The following is a 16,332-nucleotide window of genomic DNA, read 5'->3' on the forward strand; positions in this document are numbered from 1 at the left end:
CAAGATTTTATTCTTCAAAGGGTTAATGTAATAGGCTCGATGCCCTAATACCAAAAACCTCAGTGCATTTTTATTAATAAAAAATTTGGTGTGACAGCCTCGATCGCATAACATCAAAACCAACCTTGCGTTTTATTAATCATAGGTTTTGGTGCGACGGGCTCTATGCCCTAGCACCAAAATCTTCAATGCGTTATTTTAATGAAAGATTTTGGTGGAGATAAGCGGGCTCGAACCGCTGACCTCTTGTCTGCCAGACAAGCGCTCTCCCAACTGAGCTATACCCCCATTTTCATATCATCTTTAGACAAGATAACGATTGTCAAGCGTATAAGCTACTATAAGTTCACTTATATAGCTCCAAGGCGAGTTCAGCTAATACTTACTACTCCTTATCATAGCTATTAAGAGAATTATTCAACTATCAATATTATAAATTAAGAATTAATATTTGTCAAGATTAAAATTATAAATAACATTAGTTGTCAATTATGCTTGCCACTCTAACTCTTCAGCATCACCCCATAATTTTTCTAACTTATAATATTCCCTCTGTTCCTGATGAAAGACATGCACAATTACATCTGCATAATCTAGTACCACCCAATTGCCAGTATCCATTCCTTCTTTATTTTTAACACAAATCTCTTTTTCTTCTAAAGTGTGCTCTATTGAATTGGCAATAGCTTGTACTTGGGTATCAGAAGTACCACTACAGATTATAAAATAATCTGCTAAAATAGAAATTCCTTTAACATTCAAAATTCTTAGATCTTCAGCTTTTTTATCATCAGCAACTTGAGCAATTTCTTGAGCAATTTTTTCAATATCTCTTTTCATTAACCTTATAACCTCCAATCTTAACTATATTATCTTAAAACTCACTTGTAATTGTTCTAGATTAATAGTAAAAAACCTTGTTTTTACTCAAAGTTTGTGCTTTTACCAACAATAACTTTCACAGTAGAAACTCCATCTTCAACTAATATCTTCCCATCTAAATAATCAACTATCTCCCCTACCTGCTCTAATTCACTATTTGGTGAAATAACCTTAGTTTGATGGTAGTTGAATCGATCGGCATTTTCGATAGCTTGAATACGATAGCCTTGAAATGATAATAAATCTGCTGCCTTTTGAGCTTGACCAGTTTCTCCATTTCCATTTAAAATAACCAGGTCTAATTCTTGATTATTAAAATAATTTCTTCTCTTAAACATAGCATCAATTAATAATTCCACTTCTTGTTCTAAAGGAAGCCAATAACTAACCCCAGCAATATATTCAGAAACTCCAGGTAATAACTCCATCTGTACTTGCTCTAAGCTGAATTGATTGACAATAGTAGCTAATTCAAACATCTCAGTCAATCTCAAATCAGTCGTTACAGCATCATTTACTTCTCTAATCAATCCTGGCAACTTAAAAATAGTCTGTGAACTCAATAGTTGATCAACCGCTGCCTTTAAAAATCCCTGCTGTCGTTGTACACGGCCTATATCTCCAAATAAATTATCACGAAACCTAACATACTTTAAAGAATCTTCGCCATCTAATTTTCTACTTCCAGCTTTTAGATCAATATATAGATCATCAGCTCGATCTACATAATAAAGATCTTCTTCAATTTCTAACTCTACTCCACCTAAGGCATCTACTACCTCAACAAATCCTTGATAGTCAACCTTTAAATAATTATCAATCGAAAGACTTAAAAATTCTTCAACAGTTCTTTTAGTTAAGTCAACTCCGCCATAAGCATAAGCTGCATTAATTTTATGATAGCTATCTCGATCAGCCAATTTCACTCTGGTATCTCTTGGAATAGATACTACTCCAACTTGATTAGTTGTTAAATCAATACTAACCAATAATAACGTATCAGAACGTTCACTCTCTTCTGCTTCTGCATCAATACCTAATACTAAAATATTAAGCCTCTCTTCTAGTTCTTCACCACCAACTTCGACTTCTGCTTTATCTTCCTGCTCTATATTATTTAAACCACTCTCCAAATCAAGATAACGAAAAATAATTAAATTACCCCCACCAATTAATAAAACTGCAACTAATATTACAAGTAGGTAACTTGTCCACCTATTATTGCGGGGCATAATTCCACTCCTCTCTAGAGCAAATAATTTCTGGTTTTGATAGTTTGCGGATGGACTATTTCACCAGTCTTCAAATTATATTTGATTGTATTTTCACAAGATATCCTCACTAATTCATTTAAACTTTTATCCTGTATCATCTTCCTTAATTTTCTGATTGGTTGACAGGTTCGAGTAGGTTCAATATAATCAGATAAAAATATAATTTTTGCTAATCTACTCATATCTTCACTTCCTAAGGTATGAAGAGAAATCGCATTTAAAATAGCTTCATCTTCAATTCCAAACTCCCTTATGGCCAACTCCGCTCCTACAGGAGCATGCAATAACTCCGGAACCTTCCTACAAACACTATCTATCACTATACCAAATTGTTCTGCCTTTTTCAATAGGTTATTACTGGATAACCCCTTGGCACAATCATGGATTAACCCGCCCCATTTTGCTTGTTCAGGATCACAATTATACTTTTTAGCTAATTTGATAGCTGTATCTCGAACCCCTATACTATGCTGTAAGCGATCCTGATCCACCATTGTAGCCAGCTTCTTTATTGCCTCTTTTTCTGTCAACAATTCGAAACCTCCTAACTCAAACTGATAATTAGACAGCTATTATCTTAAAATTAAGTTTAAGGTTAAGTCTAAGTTTAAGTAGGATCTTATGATTTTATTTAATGGTTGACTTAGCCTTAACCTCAGTCTTAAACTTAAAATATATTCTAATAAAAAATAACTTTTCAACTATTAAATTGACAAAAATCTATTTAGGATTAGCCGGCTCCATAGTAATATTTCTCCCTTTAATCGTATTATTTTTCATAATACCCAACACTTCCTGAGCATTATCCCGTGGTACCTCTACAAAGGTATATCGATCATAGATATCAATTAAACCAATTAAATTTCCAGCAAGACCTGTTTCTCCTGCAATTGCTCCTACTATATCTCCAGGTCTTATATTTTGTTTCTTTCCTATATTGATGAATAATCGTACCATACCTGGCTCTGCCCCTGTATCTCCAAACTGATTTTCTAACTTTGTATCTTCCTGGGCCAAAGTTTCTTCTGACAATAGTTTTAATAAAGCTGCTGCTATATCTAAAGATGTATAATCTTCTTCATTTATCTTTTCAATAACTTTAATATACTTTGTTAGATTCTCCTGATCTAGAATATCGATTACCTCTTCTAGCATTAGATTCATCTTAATCTCCTCTACATCACTAGCTGAAGGTACCTTTTTCCTTTTGATCTTTGTCTTCGTATACTTCTCAATATCCTTTACTTTATAAATGTCTTTACCTACTACTAATGTAAAGGCACGACCCTTTCTACCTGCACGTCCCGTACGACCAATTCTATGAACATAATACTCTATGTCTTGAGGAACATCATAATTAAAGACCATCTCAACATCATCAATATCAATCCCTCGTGCTGCTACATCTGTAGCTACTAGGATTTCTACCGTTCCATTTTTAAACTTATTCATCACCCGATCTCTTTGTGGCTGCTTCATTCCACCATGTAAACCATCTACAAAATATCCTCTAGCTTGAAGTTGAATTACCAATTCATCAACTTGTCTTCTTGTATTACAGAAAACTAAAGATAATTTTGGGTTATACATATCAATCAATCTAGATAAAACTTCTAACTTATTTCTCCTTTTAACCTCAAAATAGGCTTGTTCAATATTAGGTACAGTTAACTTCTTGCGTACAACTTTAATTATCTCAGCATTCTTTTGATATTTCTTACTCAAATTCAAAATAGATTTAGGCATAGTTGCAGAAAATAAAATTGTCTGTCTTTTTCCTTTTACCCCTTGCAAGATCTTTTCAATATCATCTCTGAACCCCATATTTAACATTTCATCAGCTTCATCTAAAATAACCATCTTTAAGTTATTCAATCTTAAAGTTCCGCGCCGCATATGATCCATCAATCTTCCTGGTGTACCAATTATAATTTGAACACCCTTCTTTAAAGCTTTAATTTGACGCTTAATAGATTGACCCCCATAGATAGGTAAAATATTAATTCTCTTTTTGTATTTTGAAAGTCGTTTTAATTCCTCAGCTACTTGAATAGCCAGTTCTCTTGTCGGACAAACAACCAATGATTGTACATCTCTATTTTTAGGATCTACCATCTCTAAAGTTGGAATTCCAAATGCCGCTGTCTTTCCTGTACCGGTCTGAGCTTGCCCTATAACATCTCTTCCTTGTAAAATATAAGGAATCGCTCGAGTTTGAATTGGAGTAGCTTCTTCAAACCCCATAGTTTCAACTGCTTTCTTTATTTCATTTGATAAGTTTAATTCTTCAAATTTCTTTGTTTTCATCTTAATTTTCACTTCCCTTTTAATTAATTTCTTTACTTTGTAGTATGTGTGTGATTTAGATAATAAATACTTAGCTAGTCTATAGATAAATTAACTTTATTATCCTACTAAAAATAAACAAGACATTCTTAACATTTTGGTGTAATCAAACCATGACACAGATCTACACCAAAAAAGATGTTAAAAATGCCCACCAATCCCATAGTACCAGATAATAACTCAGTTTGCAAGTTTTTTTAAGTTTATTATTCTTACTTATATAGACCATACTTTCTAATATAGCTTTCTACCTTTTCAGGCAACTGATACTTAATTGGACGCTTCTCTTTGATTCTTTTTCTAATATTTGTTGATGAAATAGCCAAACCCGGTATCTTTAAAATATGTATTCGATTACGATATTCCTCATAAAACTCTTTTTCTATTTTAGCTAAAGAATATCCCGGGCGGCTAGCTGCAATAAAATCTGCTTCTTTTAAAAGCTTATCTGGATTTTTCCAAGTAAATATCTCTAAAATTGCATCAGCCCCTGTGATAAAATAAATCTTTGTCTGAGGGTATAAATCTTTAAAAGTTTTAATAGTATCTATTGTATAGGATAAGCCTTCCCGATCAATCTCAATTCTAGATACATCAAATTTAGGATTCTCAATAGTAGCTAATAATGACATTACATATCTTTTTTGAGCAACAGTAATTTTTTGTTCAGTCTTATGAGGTGGATTTCCTGAAGGAACAAAGATTACTTCATCTAAATTATATTGATCTGCTGCACATTCTGCAGTCAATAAGTGGCCATAATGAATTGGATCAAAAGTCCCCCCCATAATCCCAATAGATCGCCTAGTCTCAATCATTAATAGATTCAACTCCTACTTTTATTTTATAACCCAATTATTATCTTATAATATGAAATCCCTTCCCTCAAGTAAAATCAACCAATTTAATATTAAATATAATATTTCTTTATTAATTTGGTTAAAATTTAATTAAAGGGGGTAATTAAAATCGAAAAGAATCAGTTATCATTAATTGAACAGGAACAGAAATTACTAGAATTAGAAAGCCTTTATTATCAACAACCTAACCTTGAATTAGTCCCTACTAAATTATATCACTTTATTCAGGAAGATAAACCAGAACTGATTACTGAAGCTCTAAATAAGATTAAACAAGAAGGGCTCAAAGTGGCTCAACCTCGCAATACAACTAGCTTTATCGATCAAAAAGTACAACGACCAGTAGGCATTTATTTCTGGGGCCAACCTATCCTTAAAGAAGTCTATATTACAGTTGCTATTAATCGCTTAAACCCCACTAAGTTATATGCTTTCCCTCATTTTATTGCTGATACTATCTTAGAAATCAAAAAAGATTATATAGTTAGCCAAGAATTTTGGGCCAAACTAAAAGAGATCGCTTATACAATCCCTTTCCCAGAATACCAGGGCCAATTTAGAGCAGAATTCATTTATACAGCCGACATTCCTGCAAAATTATTAACGATAGATCACACAACTTAATTGCGTAAACCTTCTTTAATCACAATGCTATTAAGCATTAAATTACTCCCTTGCTTACCTAAAATAGCAAGATTCTTACTATTTTCTAAACTAACTTCAATCTCTGCTATCAACTCTTGATTAAGATAAATCATCAACTTATCAGTACTAGTTGCCACCTTAACTTCCTCAATTTCTTCAATTTGTGATAAATCCTCCTGGTATAGAATTTCATAATCTCTTACTAAATAGATCTGCTCAGCTCTTAAATCGAAAAATAAAGTATAACCTTTTTGATTAGCTAATAAGAAACCAAACCCTACGTCATTACTATCTACAACCTCTAAATGAATAGTAAAATCCTTAAATTGATAAGGTGTTAGTTTAACAAAGCTATCCTCTTTAAATTCTAATTGATACTTTTGATTTTTTCTTCTAGCAAGTAGTTGCTTATTTTCACCTGCTGAAAAAAGATTAGGATATCTTCCACTAAAATCTTCAGCAATTACTAAACTTTCAGCTCCAGCATCAGAGCTTTCTGAGCCTAAAATATACTCCACAGCAGAACTAATGTTCTCACGCCAGTTGGCCCATTGATGACCATCAGCATGAATTTGAACTTGATAGTCAGTTTCATGTTTCTTCAATGCCTGAACAAACTCTAACCCTAATACTTGGTTTTCAATCAGATCAAATTCTCCCCAATCCAGATATACCCTTAAATCCTCCACCTTCTGATCATCTAAAGCTGCAAAGACCTGTGGGGCATAATATCCAGATTGAATGATCAAATTCTGGACTACCCCCTGCTCTAAAGCTAATAAAGCAGCCGGTGTAGCACCTCGAGCATAAGCTATAACAGTTCTAGCTGTTGGCTGGGCTATTGTCCGATAGTTTTGGTCAATATACGGTATAACCTCTTCAGTAATTAATTTTAAAAAATCACTCTGCTCCTCTCCTAAATAATCAAGATACTGATTAGAAGAGTCAATAAATACAGCAATAGTCTGATCAATTTTATTTTGAGCAATCAAGTTGTTTAAAGTATGTTCAACTTGGCCCAACTCTAAATAATGATCCCCATCTATAAAATAAAGCACTTGATATTCTTCCTGTTCTTTGTAATTCGGTGGTAAATAAATAGATAACTCTCTACTTTGAAACTCTTTAGCTATCAGCTCACCTACTTTAACATCTTTATTGCTCTTCCAATAATTATCAGAGTAATAGTCAGTCATCCGTATTTGACTATTTAAGCCAAATTGCAAACTAGGTACTTGCTCTTGCTGTAATGGATCAACTTTAACTTGCCCATTAACTACAAATTGATAATCAAATCTAGCTTGAGTAGCTACCTTGATCTGATGATAAAATAAAGAGGTATCGGCTACTTGTTTCATCTTTTCTTTCTCCCAAGTAGTCACATCACTTATAAAATAGACCTGATCCTCGCTGCTTCCTTGATAAACAAAGAGCACTCTATCTTCCTTAATCAAAGGAAATTCCATTTCAGTTATTAGATCACTAATTAATTCCTCTTGCTCTATTTTACTTTCAACCTCCTTAAGTTCAGCCTTAAACTCCTCAAATTCAGTTATTAAATCGGCCTCTCCTTGATAGCTTTGTGTTGTATTTAATTTAGCTTCTTCTGCTTTACACCCTGTCAAGATTAACAGCAAAATTAATAACCCAATATATCTTCTCAATTTCATCTCCTCCTAGATGACTAGATCCAGAAATCATTATCGATTCTAAATAACTACTTCTGCAAATTACTCCACTATCCTTTAAAAATAATAAAATCATAGCCAAATCCAATACAAAATGACACCTTTATTTGGTTTTAGTCAAAGCCTTTGCAGCTTCTGTAATTCTATCAGAAGTTCCTACCAAAAATACTTGATTCAATTCATCAATCACTGTATAGCCATGCGGAATAATCAATCTATCCTCCTCTACATCAAATACCCCAGCAATTAAACACCGATCAGGGAAATCATCCCCTTGAACAATTTCAGAGATAGTCTCCCCACTATGCTTAGCCCCTTCTGGAATTGTTAAGATCGAAATCTCTGCTTTTCCCTTACTTAAGGAAACCAACTTTCTTACATCTGGTTGTTCAATATCAAGTACAAACTCTTCAATCATTAAATCAATTATTCCTGCAATTGTTGTTGCACCGGCTAGTTTATAAGCACTTTCATACTCAGGTTCTCTCATCCTAGTCATGATCTGCTCTACATTAAAATTTTTGGCCAATAAACAGAAAGCTAAATTATCTGCATCATTTCCCATCACACTAACAGCTACATCACACCTTTCAATCCCTGCTTCTTTTAGCACATTGATATTGGTTGCACTACCAAGAATACTAACCGCTCCATACTCCGAATAAATCCGTTCACAGACTCCTTTATCAATATCAATTACTACTACATCATGCTTTTTAACTAATTGTTTAGCTAAATTACGCCCAACTACACCACCACCAGCAATAATTATATACATAGCTATCTCCTCCAAGCCTGTTTATTAAATAAAATAAATAATGGTAAAATCTCCAATCTTCCTGCTAACATAGCAACAATATATGTAACTTTTATTATATCAGATAACTCCTGCATCTGTTCTACACTAAAATAAAAAGGGCCAATATTTCCTAACGCCGAAAAAACACCTGAAAATGCATTCCAAGCAGGTAAATCAGAAAATAAAGCTGTTATTCCACCTCCGATAACCAACAAAAGCAACCAGCCAAAAAAGAGAGCAACAACTCTAAAAACTTCCTTATTATCCATTATATTATCATCTACCACTACAGGCAAGATAGCTCCTTGTGGATAATAGACTTTTTTAATTTCACGTTTGAATAATTTATTTAAGATCACTATCCTAATTAATTTAAAGCCACCAGATGTAGAACCGACACATGCTCCAGTCAGCATCAAAATCAAAAACACCTGTCTAGCTACTGCCGGAAAGAAAGAAGAACCAATATCCTGTGTACCAAAACCAGTCGTTGTTAAAAGGGCAACCACTTGAAAAAGGGTCTTTCTAATAGTTTCTTCTAAACTAGCCCAACTAAAGGGAAAATAAGAGTAATGATTAATTAAGATCAGAGAAACTGCACCGACAATAACCCCCCAAAAATACTTCATCTCTATACCAGCCCATAACTCTCTTAAATTACCTGTCAGAACTTTATAATGAACTAAAAAGTTGACTCCACCTAAAGTCATAAAGAAGATAATTACATATTCAATTGCCTTATAATTTTGGTAACCAGCCTCCTTAAAATATCCAATACTGTTATCATATGGAGAAAACCCTCCTGTAGACACCGTGGTTAAACTATGTGCTAGAGCATCAAATAAAGAAACCCCTAACGAATAAAGAATAACCATTTCTAAAACCGTAAAACCAGCATAAATCAACCACAAAATTCTAATGGTTTTAAAAATATTAGGAGTAGGACGAGATTGATTAATCTTATGACTCTCTGCCGTAAATAACTTAAATAAACCTCCTTGCCCCTTAAATGTAACAAATAAAAAGAAAGTCAAAATTCCCAGACCACCTAACCATTGAATTAAACTACGCCAAAACAAAATAGATCGTGGTAAACTTTCTAATCCAGTAAAAACAGTAATACCTGTCGTTGTAAAACCACTTACCGATTCAAAAAAAGCATCTAAAAAAGAATAATCTAGTGCTAAATAAAAAGGAAGTGCCCCTATCAAAGAAACTACAATCCAACCTAATCCACAAACTATCATTCCCGTAGTCAATGACATCTTTTGTTTACTAGCAGTAAGTTTACCAAACAAACCCATAAAACAAGATAATAAAGCTGGAATAAGAAATACACTTTTTAATTTTTCTTGATAAATAATACTGACTATAATTGGTATTAGCAACACACAAGCTAGTACTAATAGTAAAGAACCCAACAAATTAATTACAGTCTTAACTTTATTGATTACTTGTACTTGCACAACTTCTTCCTCCTCTCAAGCTAAAAATAGCTAACAAACAGATCAAAAAATTTATCTATTCCATCCTTGTCTATTAAATAAGACAGTTAAAAAACATTTGTAATAAAAAACTTCCCTAAGTTTTAACATGAGGAATATTGATATAATGTGTAACTTCGTGACACAGCCGTCAGCAAACGTTTTTTTGTTACGAAGAGTTTAAGGCTCGTAGGATCAGCCATGAGTCGTCAGCTCAATTAAAATCTATTAAACCCAACAAGTAAAACCATCTAAACCCAGTAAATATAATGGTTTCTAGATGTTTTAATTTTTATTGATTTTAAATGCTCTTAACTGATAGCTGACCCTACAAGTCTAAAAATCCAAGAACTCTCCGTAACAAAAACCGTTCGCTATGTGGCACAAAAGTGTCACACTATTATAACATAACAATAAAGTGGCCAACATGGCCACTAATTAAAAACTTAACTCTTTGATTTGATAAAAAATTCAACAGAACGATCATAGGTCTTTTCTGCCTCTTTTGAAAAGAAACACCCTGGCAGTTCACCCTTTTGGTTATGATATTTAACACAAGCACAACAATTCCCCTTCCGGGAACAAGGTTCATAAGTACAACTACAATAATCTTTATTAGCTTCTAACTCACTGCATTCAGCCATCTTAGCCCTCCTTCAAGAGATAGAATTCTATTTAAAACTTCACGATAAAACTTAATTCTCCTCTTTTGGATTAGTAGCTAAAATATCTTCAAACTCCTCTTTACTAAATTGATAGCCTTGATTACAAAAATGGCACTTAATCTCTACTTGCTCATCTTCTTCTATAATCTCTCTTAAATCCTCTTCACCCAAACTACTTACTAATCTCTTCATGCGTCTTTGACTACAGATACATTTAAATTCAATCTCTCTTTCTGTCAAAATCTTAAACTCGAACCCTACTAATAACTTCTCCAATAATTTCTCTGGACTCAAACCCTGCCCTATTAACTTGCTAACTGAATCAATCTCGGCCAAATTCTCCTCCAATTGAGTAATCGTCTCTTCAGCAGCCTCAGGCATTAGCTGAATGATGAATCCACCAGCAGCTTTAACCGAACAATCAGGATTAACCAAAATCCCTAACCCTACTGCTGATGGTGTCTGCTCTGATTTGGTAAAGTAATAAGTTAGATCATCACCAATCTCTCCTGAAACCAATGGCACACTCCCTTGATAAGGATCTTTTAAACCTAAATCCTTCTTAATAGTTAAACTACCTTGTCCAATTGCCCTAGCTACATCTAATTTTCCTAACTCATTTTCTAAAAGTTCAATTTGAGGATTAGTTACATAACCTCTGACCTCTCCATATTGATTAGCATGAACAACTATCCTCTGTAATGGCCCATCACCACTGATCGCCAAACTAATTTCTTTACCGGATTTAAGCATTGAACCCATCAATACACCAGCAGTCAATGTCCTACCTAAAGCTGCGGTTGCTACTGGTGTAGTTTGGTGAGCTTGTTGAGCCTGCTTAACTAACTCTGTGCTTCTAGCTACTAAAACTCTAATCTCTTTATTGATTGTCATTGCCCTAATTAAATAATCTTTTTTCATCTTTATCACCTCATATTTTAAGTGTTAAGTTTAGGTTGGAATTAAGTTAATAGAATTATTAATATTGCTAAAGTCCAACAATAATAAGCAAAGATACTCAATCGCTCTTGATTGATCAACTTAAGTAATAATCTAATAGCAAAGTAGCCAGAAACTGCAGAAGTTACAGTCCCTAAGGTCAATTCTAACAAACCAATTTCGCCCATTCCCATTCTTACTAGATCAACTGCCTGAATCAAACTGGCCCCTGCAATTACAGGAATCGATAATAGGAATGAATAGCGAGCTGCTAACTTCCGATCTAGCCCTTTAAATAATCCAGTTACAATCGTCGCTCCAGAACGAGAAATCCCAGGTAAGATAGCTACAGCTTGAGCAAATCCTACTATTAATGAATCACTGACCTTCATCTCATCTAAATTACGTCGCTTAAGCTCAACTCGATCAGATAACCATAGCAATAACCCAGTAATCAATAACATAAAGCCAACAAAAGTAACTGAAGAAAAGAGCTGTTCAAAGTAATCTTCAAATAAGACCCCAATCACTCCTGCTGGTATTGTTCCTAGCAGAAGATAAAAGGTCAACTTACGATACTTAGGTTTCAGTTTAACTATTTTTATAATATCAGACCAGAAGACAATTACAACCGAAATCAATGTTCCAAAGTGTAAAAAGACATTCAAGGTCAACCTCTCTTGCACTCCAAATAAATGTTGAAACAAGACCAAATGTCCTGAACTACTAACAGGGATAAACTCAGTCAATCCCTGCACAACCCCCAAAATTATAATTCTAACTAATTCCATCTAATCTCTCCTATACTTAGATCTCTCTTCGTAATTGGCATCCTTGTTGGTGGTATTTCTCCATTATGTGTGATGGAACCATACTTCCCCCTGTCGCCCACGGAATATGAATCGCATTTTCCATCTTAGCTAACAGATTATTATCATTTAGATATCTTAAACCTACCTTTTCATTCAACAAACGAACAGGGCCAACCAACCCTGCTGCGGCAGATGGTTCTAAGCTAATCTCTTCTACTTCAAATAAATAACTTAGTAAAATATACAACTTTTGATCTTCAATCGTATAAATCCCACTCACTAACTCTTCAATCATCTGGCCTACAAATGCTGACGCTCTACCAACAGCAAGCCCATCAGCTACTGTCTTCTTATCCAAGCCAAAGTCTTGAACGGAGATTTGATTATGTTGGCCCGTCAATAACCCTAATAGCATACAAGGGGAGCGAGTCGGTTCAACAAAGAAACAATGAACATTATCCTGAAATACTAACTTCAAGCCGAAAGCTATCCCTCCTGGTGCACCTCCAACACCACAAGGTAAATAAACAAATAAAGGTCGCTTTGAACTGACTTCTAAATCCATTGCTAGCAACTGTTCTTTTAAACGCAATGCTGCTACAGAATATCCTAAAAAGAGATCAACAGACTGCTCATCATCAATAAAATAACTTTGAGAATCTGCCTCTGCTTGCTTTCTTCCTTCCTCTACCGCTTGATTATAATCTGAAGTATGTTCAACAACTTCAACTCCATGCTCGCGCAATAATTCCTTCTTCCACTCCTTAGCATCAATTGACATATGAACCGTTACCTTAAAGCCAAGCTTAGCACCCATAATTCCAATACTGAGCCCTAAATTGCCTGTGGAACCGACTACAATCGAATATTGAGCTAAAAACTCTTTAAACTTATCTGTTGCTAAAATTGAATAATCATCTTTTAAGTTGAGTAACTCATGTTCAACAGCTAACTCTTCTGCATGCTTTAATACTTCATAAATCCCACCTCGAGCCTTAATTGAACCTGCAATCGGTAATTGATTATCAGATTTTAATAACAATTCACCAGGTAAATCTAGCCCACTTATCATCTCCAATTTCTCTTTGAATTTAGAAATATTGACTAATGGAGACTCAATAATTCCATTACTTTGTCTTGTTTTCGGAAAGACTCGACTCAAATAAGGGCCAAAGCGCCTTAATCTTGCTTCAGCCTCCTCTACATCTTTAAAATCTAAAGAAAGCTTAAATTTTGCCTCAACAAATTCTTTATACTTAGGATTGGCCCACCATACCTCTTCAGTATCAATTATCTGTTTTAATAGTGGATACTCTGCTTTCCACTCTCTTATACTTTTATCTGCAATCAATTTTTGATTCATTATTGAATTCACTCCTTGGTTTGGTAGTTATCAATAAAACGATCAAATAGAACAATCCCACCTAACAACAAAGCAAAACCGAATACTGTCAGCCATATTGGAAAAAACTCCACCTCAGTAGTTGCAGGTTGTTCAGATAATGCAACAGATAAAACAACAATTAAATTATTAATGCCATGTCCAATAATTACCAGTAACAGCGACTTGCTCTTAAAATAAATCCACCCTAAAAATAGACCTAATATAAAAGTTGCAGCTCCTTGCCAAGGATTAAGGTGGAGAACAGCAAATAAAAATGCTGAAGTACTGATTGCTAACCAAGGCTTATGTCTGGTCAAAAAACCTCGTAATATGATTCCTCGAAAGATTAACTCCTCAACCGTTGGAAAGATAATCACCAATGAAATAAAGGTTAAGATAATATTAGTTTCATAGACTCGATTTAAATGGTCAAGAAAATCTTGTTGTAAAGGAAAGATATATTGAACAAGATTAATAATTAATGAGTTAACAATAACAACCCCAACTATCGCTATAAAAACAACTGAATAAAGCTTAAAATTTATTATATTTTGACCTTTAACTTCTCTCCAACTGAGTTGATACTTCTTATTAACATACAGAAAGCTTAGTAAACCAGCCAACCCGGGGGCTAGGTAATATTCAAGTAAATAGCGAAATAACTCTGTCTGCCATAACCCTGTCAAGCCTCCAATAATTCCACCACTGATCCCAACTATAAGTTGGAATATAAAATAAAGTAGAATTAAGCCTATAGCCTGTAATAAAGAGGGATACTCTTTTTCAACTGCCATCTAATTCTACTCCTTCCTAAAGATTATAAACACTACTATCTCAAATAGTTTTTCTTCTAAGATTATCTATACTCATCTCTTGATTCAAATATTATACTTCTATCTTAGATAAAATTTTTCCTGCAATTAAATTGATATTAAGTGGCACTTTCAGTGCCACTGAGCTATCAGCTATCAGCCTTCAGTCGTGAGCCAGTTCAAAATCTTCAAAGCTAAAATCTAAAATCACTTAACCCCTTAAAATCAAAAGCTTAAAGCTTGTTTTGAATTTGATTTTATGGTTTTGTTTTTAGCTGATAGCTGAGGGCTGATAGCTCACAGCTATGTGGCACCAAAGTGCCACAATATTGTAATACTTCATAAATAAAAAAAAGAGGGCCAACGCCCCCTATATTAATCTCTAATTTGTCCATCTCCAAAGATCACAAACTTAGTTGTTGTCAATTGATTGACTCCCATTGGCCCGCGAGCATGAAGTTTTTGGGTACTGATTCCTATCTCAGCTCCCAACCCAAACTGTCCTCCATCGGTAAAGCGGGTTGAAGCATTGACATAGACAGCAGCTGAATCAACCGTATCTAAAAATTGATGAGCTTTAGTATAATTTTCAGTAACAATTGCTTCCGAATGATTAGTACTATATTGATCAATGTGAGCAACTGCCTCTTCCAAATCAGCCACAACTTTAATTGCTAAAGTATAATCTAAAAATTCGGTTGCCCAATCCTCCTCAGTAGCCAGCTTAACATCTGCTACAATCTCTTGTACCTGTTCACAACCTTTAACCAAAGTATCCCGCTCTTTCAACTCTTCAATAATGATCGGTAAAAATTCCTCAGCCACATCTTGATGGACCAGCAAAGTTTCCATAGCATTACAGACACCTGTTCGCTGTGTTTTAGCGTTAATTACAATCTCTTCTGCCATCTCTAAATCAGCTGCAATATCAACATATGTATGACAATTACCTACACCCGTCTCAATTACCGGCACAGTTGAATTATTAACAACTGCTTGAATTAGGCCTTCTCCACCCCGCGGAATCAAGACATCAAGATAATCATTTAATTTAAACATTACTTGCACTGCTTCTCGATTTGTTGTTTCAACTAATTGAATTGAACCCTCTGGTAACCCTGCTTGAAAAGCTGCATTAGAAATAATCTCAACTAAAGCTTGATTAGAGTTGATTGCATTTGAACCCCCACGTAATAAGACTGTATTACCTGCCTTTAAACATAAACCAGCTGCATCAACAGTCACATTAGGTCGTGCCTCATAAATGATCCCAATCACACCTAGTGGCACTTTAATCTTACCAACCTTTAAACCATTTGGTCGTTGCTTCATTTCAATCATTTCACCAATTGGATCAGTAAATTGAGCAACCTTCCTTAATCCCTGTGCCATACTTGCAATTCTCTCTTCAGTCAACAACAATCGATCTAATAAAGACTCTGATAATCCATTTTCTCTTCCTTCTTGCATATCCTTTTTATTAGCAGCTAAAATCTTATCTTGCTTACTTTCTAACGCATCAGCCATCTGTAACAATGCTTGATTTTTATAAGAAGAACTTAAATTAGCTAACTCTTTTGCAGCCTTCTTTGCTTTCTTAGCCTTTTGAATCACATCTTCCTTAATACTCATTTTACAACTCCCCCCCTTAAATTCAATTAATATTTAACATCTAATAGTTTAAGATCAAAAGTTTAAGTTCAAAAATTATAATTTATTTGAATCAATTTATGATATGATGT

General features: G+C 34.3%; 15 protein-coding genes and 1 tRNA gene. 1 reads left to right on the forward strand and 15 read right to left on the reverse strand.

Annotated features, from left to right (window positions below; translation table 11 throughout):
- Window positions 1-212: 212 nt before the first annotated feature.
- The 6 genes from ACKF5P_RS09085 to nadD form a co-directional block, all read right to left on the reverse strand.
- Window positions 213-288 (reverse strand) — tRNA-Ala (locus tag ACKF5P_RS09085).
- Between the two features lie 201 nt (window positions 289-489).
- Window positions 490-840 carry a ribosome silencing factor gene (rsfS, locus tag ACKF5P_RS09090; protein ID WP_408954888.1) on the reverse strand — a complete coding sequence of 117 codons (351 nt, stop codon included), beginning with the start codon at window positions 838-840 and terminating at the stop codon, window positions 490-492.
- An 83-nt stretch (window positions 841-923) separates the two neighbouring features.
- Window positions 924-2,114, reverse strand: coding sequence for an LCP family protein (locus tag ACKF5P_RS09095; RefSeq protein ID WP_408954889.1), 1,191 nt, complete (start codon window positions 2,112-2,114; stop codon window positions 924-926).
- Between the two features lie 14 nt (window positions 2,115-2,128).
- On the reverse strand, window positions 2,129-2,686 hold the full coding sequence (yqeK, locus tag ACKF5P_RS09100) for a bis(5'-nucleosyl)-tetraphosphatase (symmetrical) YqeK (RefSeq protein WP_408954890.1): 558 nt from the start codon (window positions 2,684-2,686) through the stop codon (window positions 2,129-2,131).
- Between the two features lie 190 nt (window positions 2,687-2,876).
- Window positions 2,877-4,463: a DEAD/DEAH box helicase gene (locus ACKF5P_RS09105; protein WP_408954891.1), complete on the reverse strand. Its 1,587-nt coding sequence runs from the start codon at window positions 4,461-4,463 to the stop codon at window positions 2,877-2,879.
- Window positions 4,464-4,714: 251 nt separating this feature from the next.
- Window positions 4,715-5,317 (reverse strand): nicotinate-nucleotide adenylyltransferase, encoded by a 603-nt coding sequence (gene nadD, locus ACKF5P_RS09110; protein WP_408956650.1) that lies wholly within the window; start codon window positions 5,315-5,317, stop codon window positions 4,715-4,717.
- 333 nt (window positions 5,318-5,650) lie between these two features.
- On the opposite strand from nadD, the gene ACKF5P_RS09115 reads away from it, so the two are divergent.
- Complete coding sequence (locus ACKF5P_RS09115) at window positions 5,651-5,986, forward strand: hypothetical protein (RefSeq protein WP_408954892.1); 336 nt, start codon at window positions 5,651-5,653, stop codon at window positions 5,984-5,986.
- On the opposite strand, the gene ACKF5P_RS09120 is transcribed toward ACKF5P_RS09115, so the two are convergent.
- The 9 genes from ACKF5P_RS09120 to ACKF5P_RS09160 all read right to left on the reverse strand — a co-directional run bounded on the left by ACKF5P_RS09120 (window position 5,983) and on the right by ACKF5P_RS09160 (window position 16,222).
- Window positions 5,983-7,671: an alpha/beta hydrolase-fold protein gene (locus ACKF5P_RS09120; protein WP_408954893.1), complete on the reverse strand. Its 1,689-nt coding sequence runs from the start codon at window positions 7,669-7,671 to the stop codon at window positions 5,983-5,985. The genes ACKF5P_RS09115 and ACKF5P_RS09120 overlap by 4 nt on opposite strands.
- 127 nt (window positions 7,672-7,798) lie before the next feature.
- Complete coding sequence (locus tag ACKF5P_RS09125; protein ID WP_408954894.1) at window positions 7,799-8,473, reverse strand: potassium channel family protein; 675 nt, start codon at window positions 8,471-8,473, stop codon at window positions 7,799-7,801.
- Window positions 8,474-8,475: 2 nt separating this feature from the next.
- Window positions 8,476-9,960: a TrkH family potassium uptake protein gene (locus ACKF5P_RS09130; protein ID WP_408954895.1), complete on the reverse strand. Its 1,485-nt coding sequence runs from the start codon at window positions 9,958-9,960 to the stop codon at window positions 8,476-8,478.
- A gap of 464 nt (window positions 9,961-10,424) precedes the next feature.
- Entirely contained in the window at window positions 10,425-10,622 is a 198-nt protein-coding gene (locus tag ACKF5P_RS09135) for a DUF6485 family protein (protein WP_408954896.1), read from the reverse strand.
- Window positions 10,623-10,673: 51 nt separating this feature from the next.
- Window positions 10,674-11,564 (reverse strand): Hsp33 family molecular chaperone HslO, encoded by an 891-nt coding sequence (gene hslO, locus ACKF5P_RS09140; protein ID WP_408954897.1) that lies wholly within the window; start codon window positions 11,562-11,564, stop codon window positions 10,674-10,676.
- Between the two features lie 41 nt (window positions 11,565-11,605).
- The gene (locus tag ACKF5P_RS09145; RefSeq protein ID WP_408954898.1) at window positions 11,606-12,373 is read right to left on the reverse strand and encodes an undecaprenyl-diphosphate phosphatase; all 768 of its coding nucleotides are present in this window, start codon (window positions 12,371-12,373) and stop codon (window positions 11,606-11,608) included.
- A gap of 16 nt (window positions 12,374-12,389) precedes the next feature.
- The gene (locus ACKF5P_RS09150) at window positions 12,390-13,757 is read right to left on the reverse strand and encodes a D-serine ammonia-lyase (protein ID WP_408954899.1); all 1,368 of its coding nucleotides are present in this window, start codon (window positions 13,755-13,757) and stop codon (window positions 12,390-12,392) included.
- Window positions 13,758-13,765: 8 nt separating this feature from the next.
- Entirely contained in the window at window positions 13,766-14,572 is an 807-nt protein-coding gene (locus ACKF5P_RS09155) for a lysostaphin resistance A-like protein (RefSeq protein ID WP_408954900.1), read from the reverse strand.
- Window positions 14,573-14,965: 393 nt separating this feature from the next.
- Entirely contained in the window at window positions 14,966-16,222 is a 1,257-nt protein-coding gene (locus ACKF5P_RS09160; protein WP_408954901.1) for a glutamate-5-semialdehyde dehydrogenase, read from the reverse strand.
- Window positions 16,223-16,332: the final 110 nt, after the last annotated feature.

It is taken from the genome of Natroniella sp. ANB-PHB2 (assembly GCF_046097105.1).
In the GTDB taxonomy this organism is placed as follows: domain Bacteria; phylum Bacillota; class Halanaerobiia; order Halobacteroidales; family Halobacteroidaceae; genus Natroniella.

Excerpts from the sequence above, each read along its gene's own strand:
- rsfS (WP_408954888.1), bottom strand. The coding sequence starts at position 840 with ATGAAAAGAGATATTGAAAAAATTGCTCAAGAAATTGCTCAAGTTGCT.
- ACKF5P_RS09095 (WP_408954889.1), bottom strand. The coding sequence starts at position 2,114 with ATGCCCCGCAATAATAGGTGGACAAGTTACCTACTTGTAATATTAGTT.
- ACKF5P_RS09105 (WP_408954891.1), bottom strand. The coding sequence starts at position 4,463 with ATGAAAACAAAGAAATTTGAAGAATTAAACTTATCAAATGAAATAAAG.
- ACKF5P_RS09125 (WP_408954894.1), bottom strand. The coding sequence starts at position 8,473 with ATGTATATAATTATTGCTGGTGGTGGTGTAGTTGGGCGTAATTTAGCT.
- ACKF5P_RS09135 (WP_408954896.1), bottom strand. The coding sequence starts at position 10,622 with ATGGCTGAATGCAGTGAGTTAGAAGCTAATAAAGATTATTGTAGTTGT.
- hslO (WP_408954897.1), bottom strand. The coding sequence starts at position 11,564 with ATGAAAAAAGATTATTTAATTAGGGCAATGACAATCAATAAAGAGATT.
- ACKF5P_RS09145 (WP_408954898.1), bottom strand. The coding sequence starts at position 12,373 with ATGGAATTAGTTAGAATTATAATTTTGGGGGTTGTGCAGGGATTGACT.
- ACKF5P_RS09150 (WP_408954899.1), bottom strand. The coding sequence starts at position 13,757 with ATGAATCAAAAATTGATTGCAGATAAAAGTATAAGAGAGTGGAAAGCA.
- ACKF5P_RS09155 (WP_408954900.1), bottom strand. The coding sequence starts at position 14,572 with ATGGCAGTTGAAAAAGAGTATCCCTCTTTATTACAGGCTATAGGCTTA.
- ACKF5P_RS09160 (WP_408954901.1), bottom strand. The coding sequence starts at position 16,222 with ATGAGTATTAAGGAAGATGTGATTCAAAAGGCTAAGAAAGCAAAGAAG.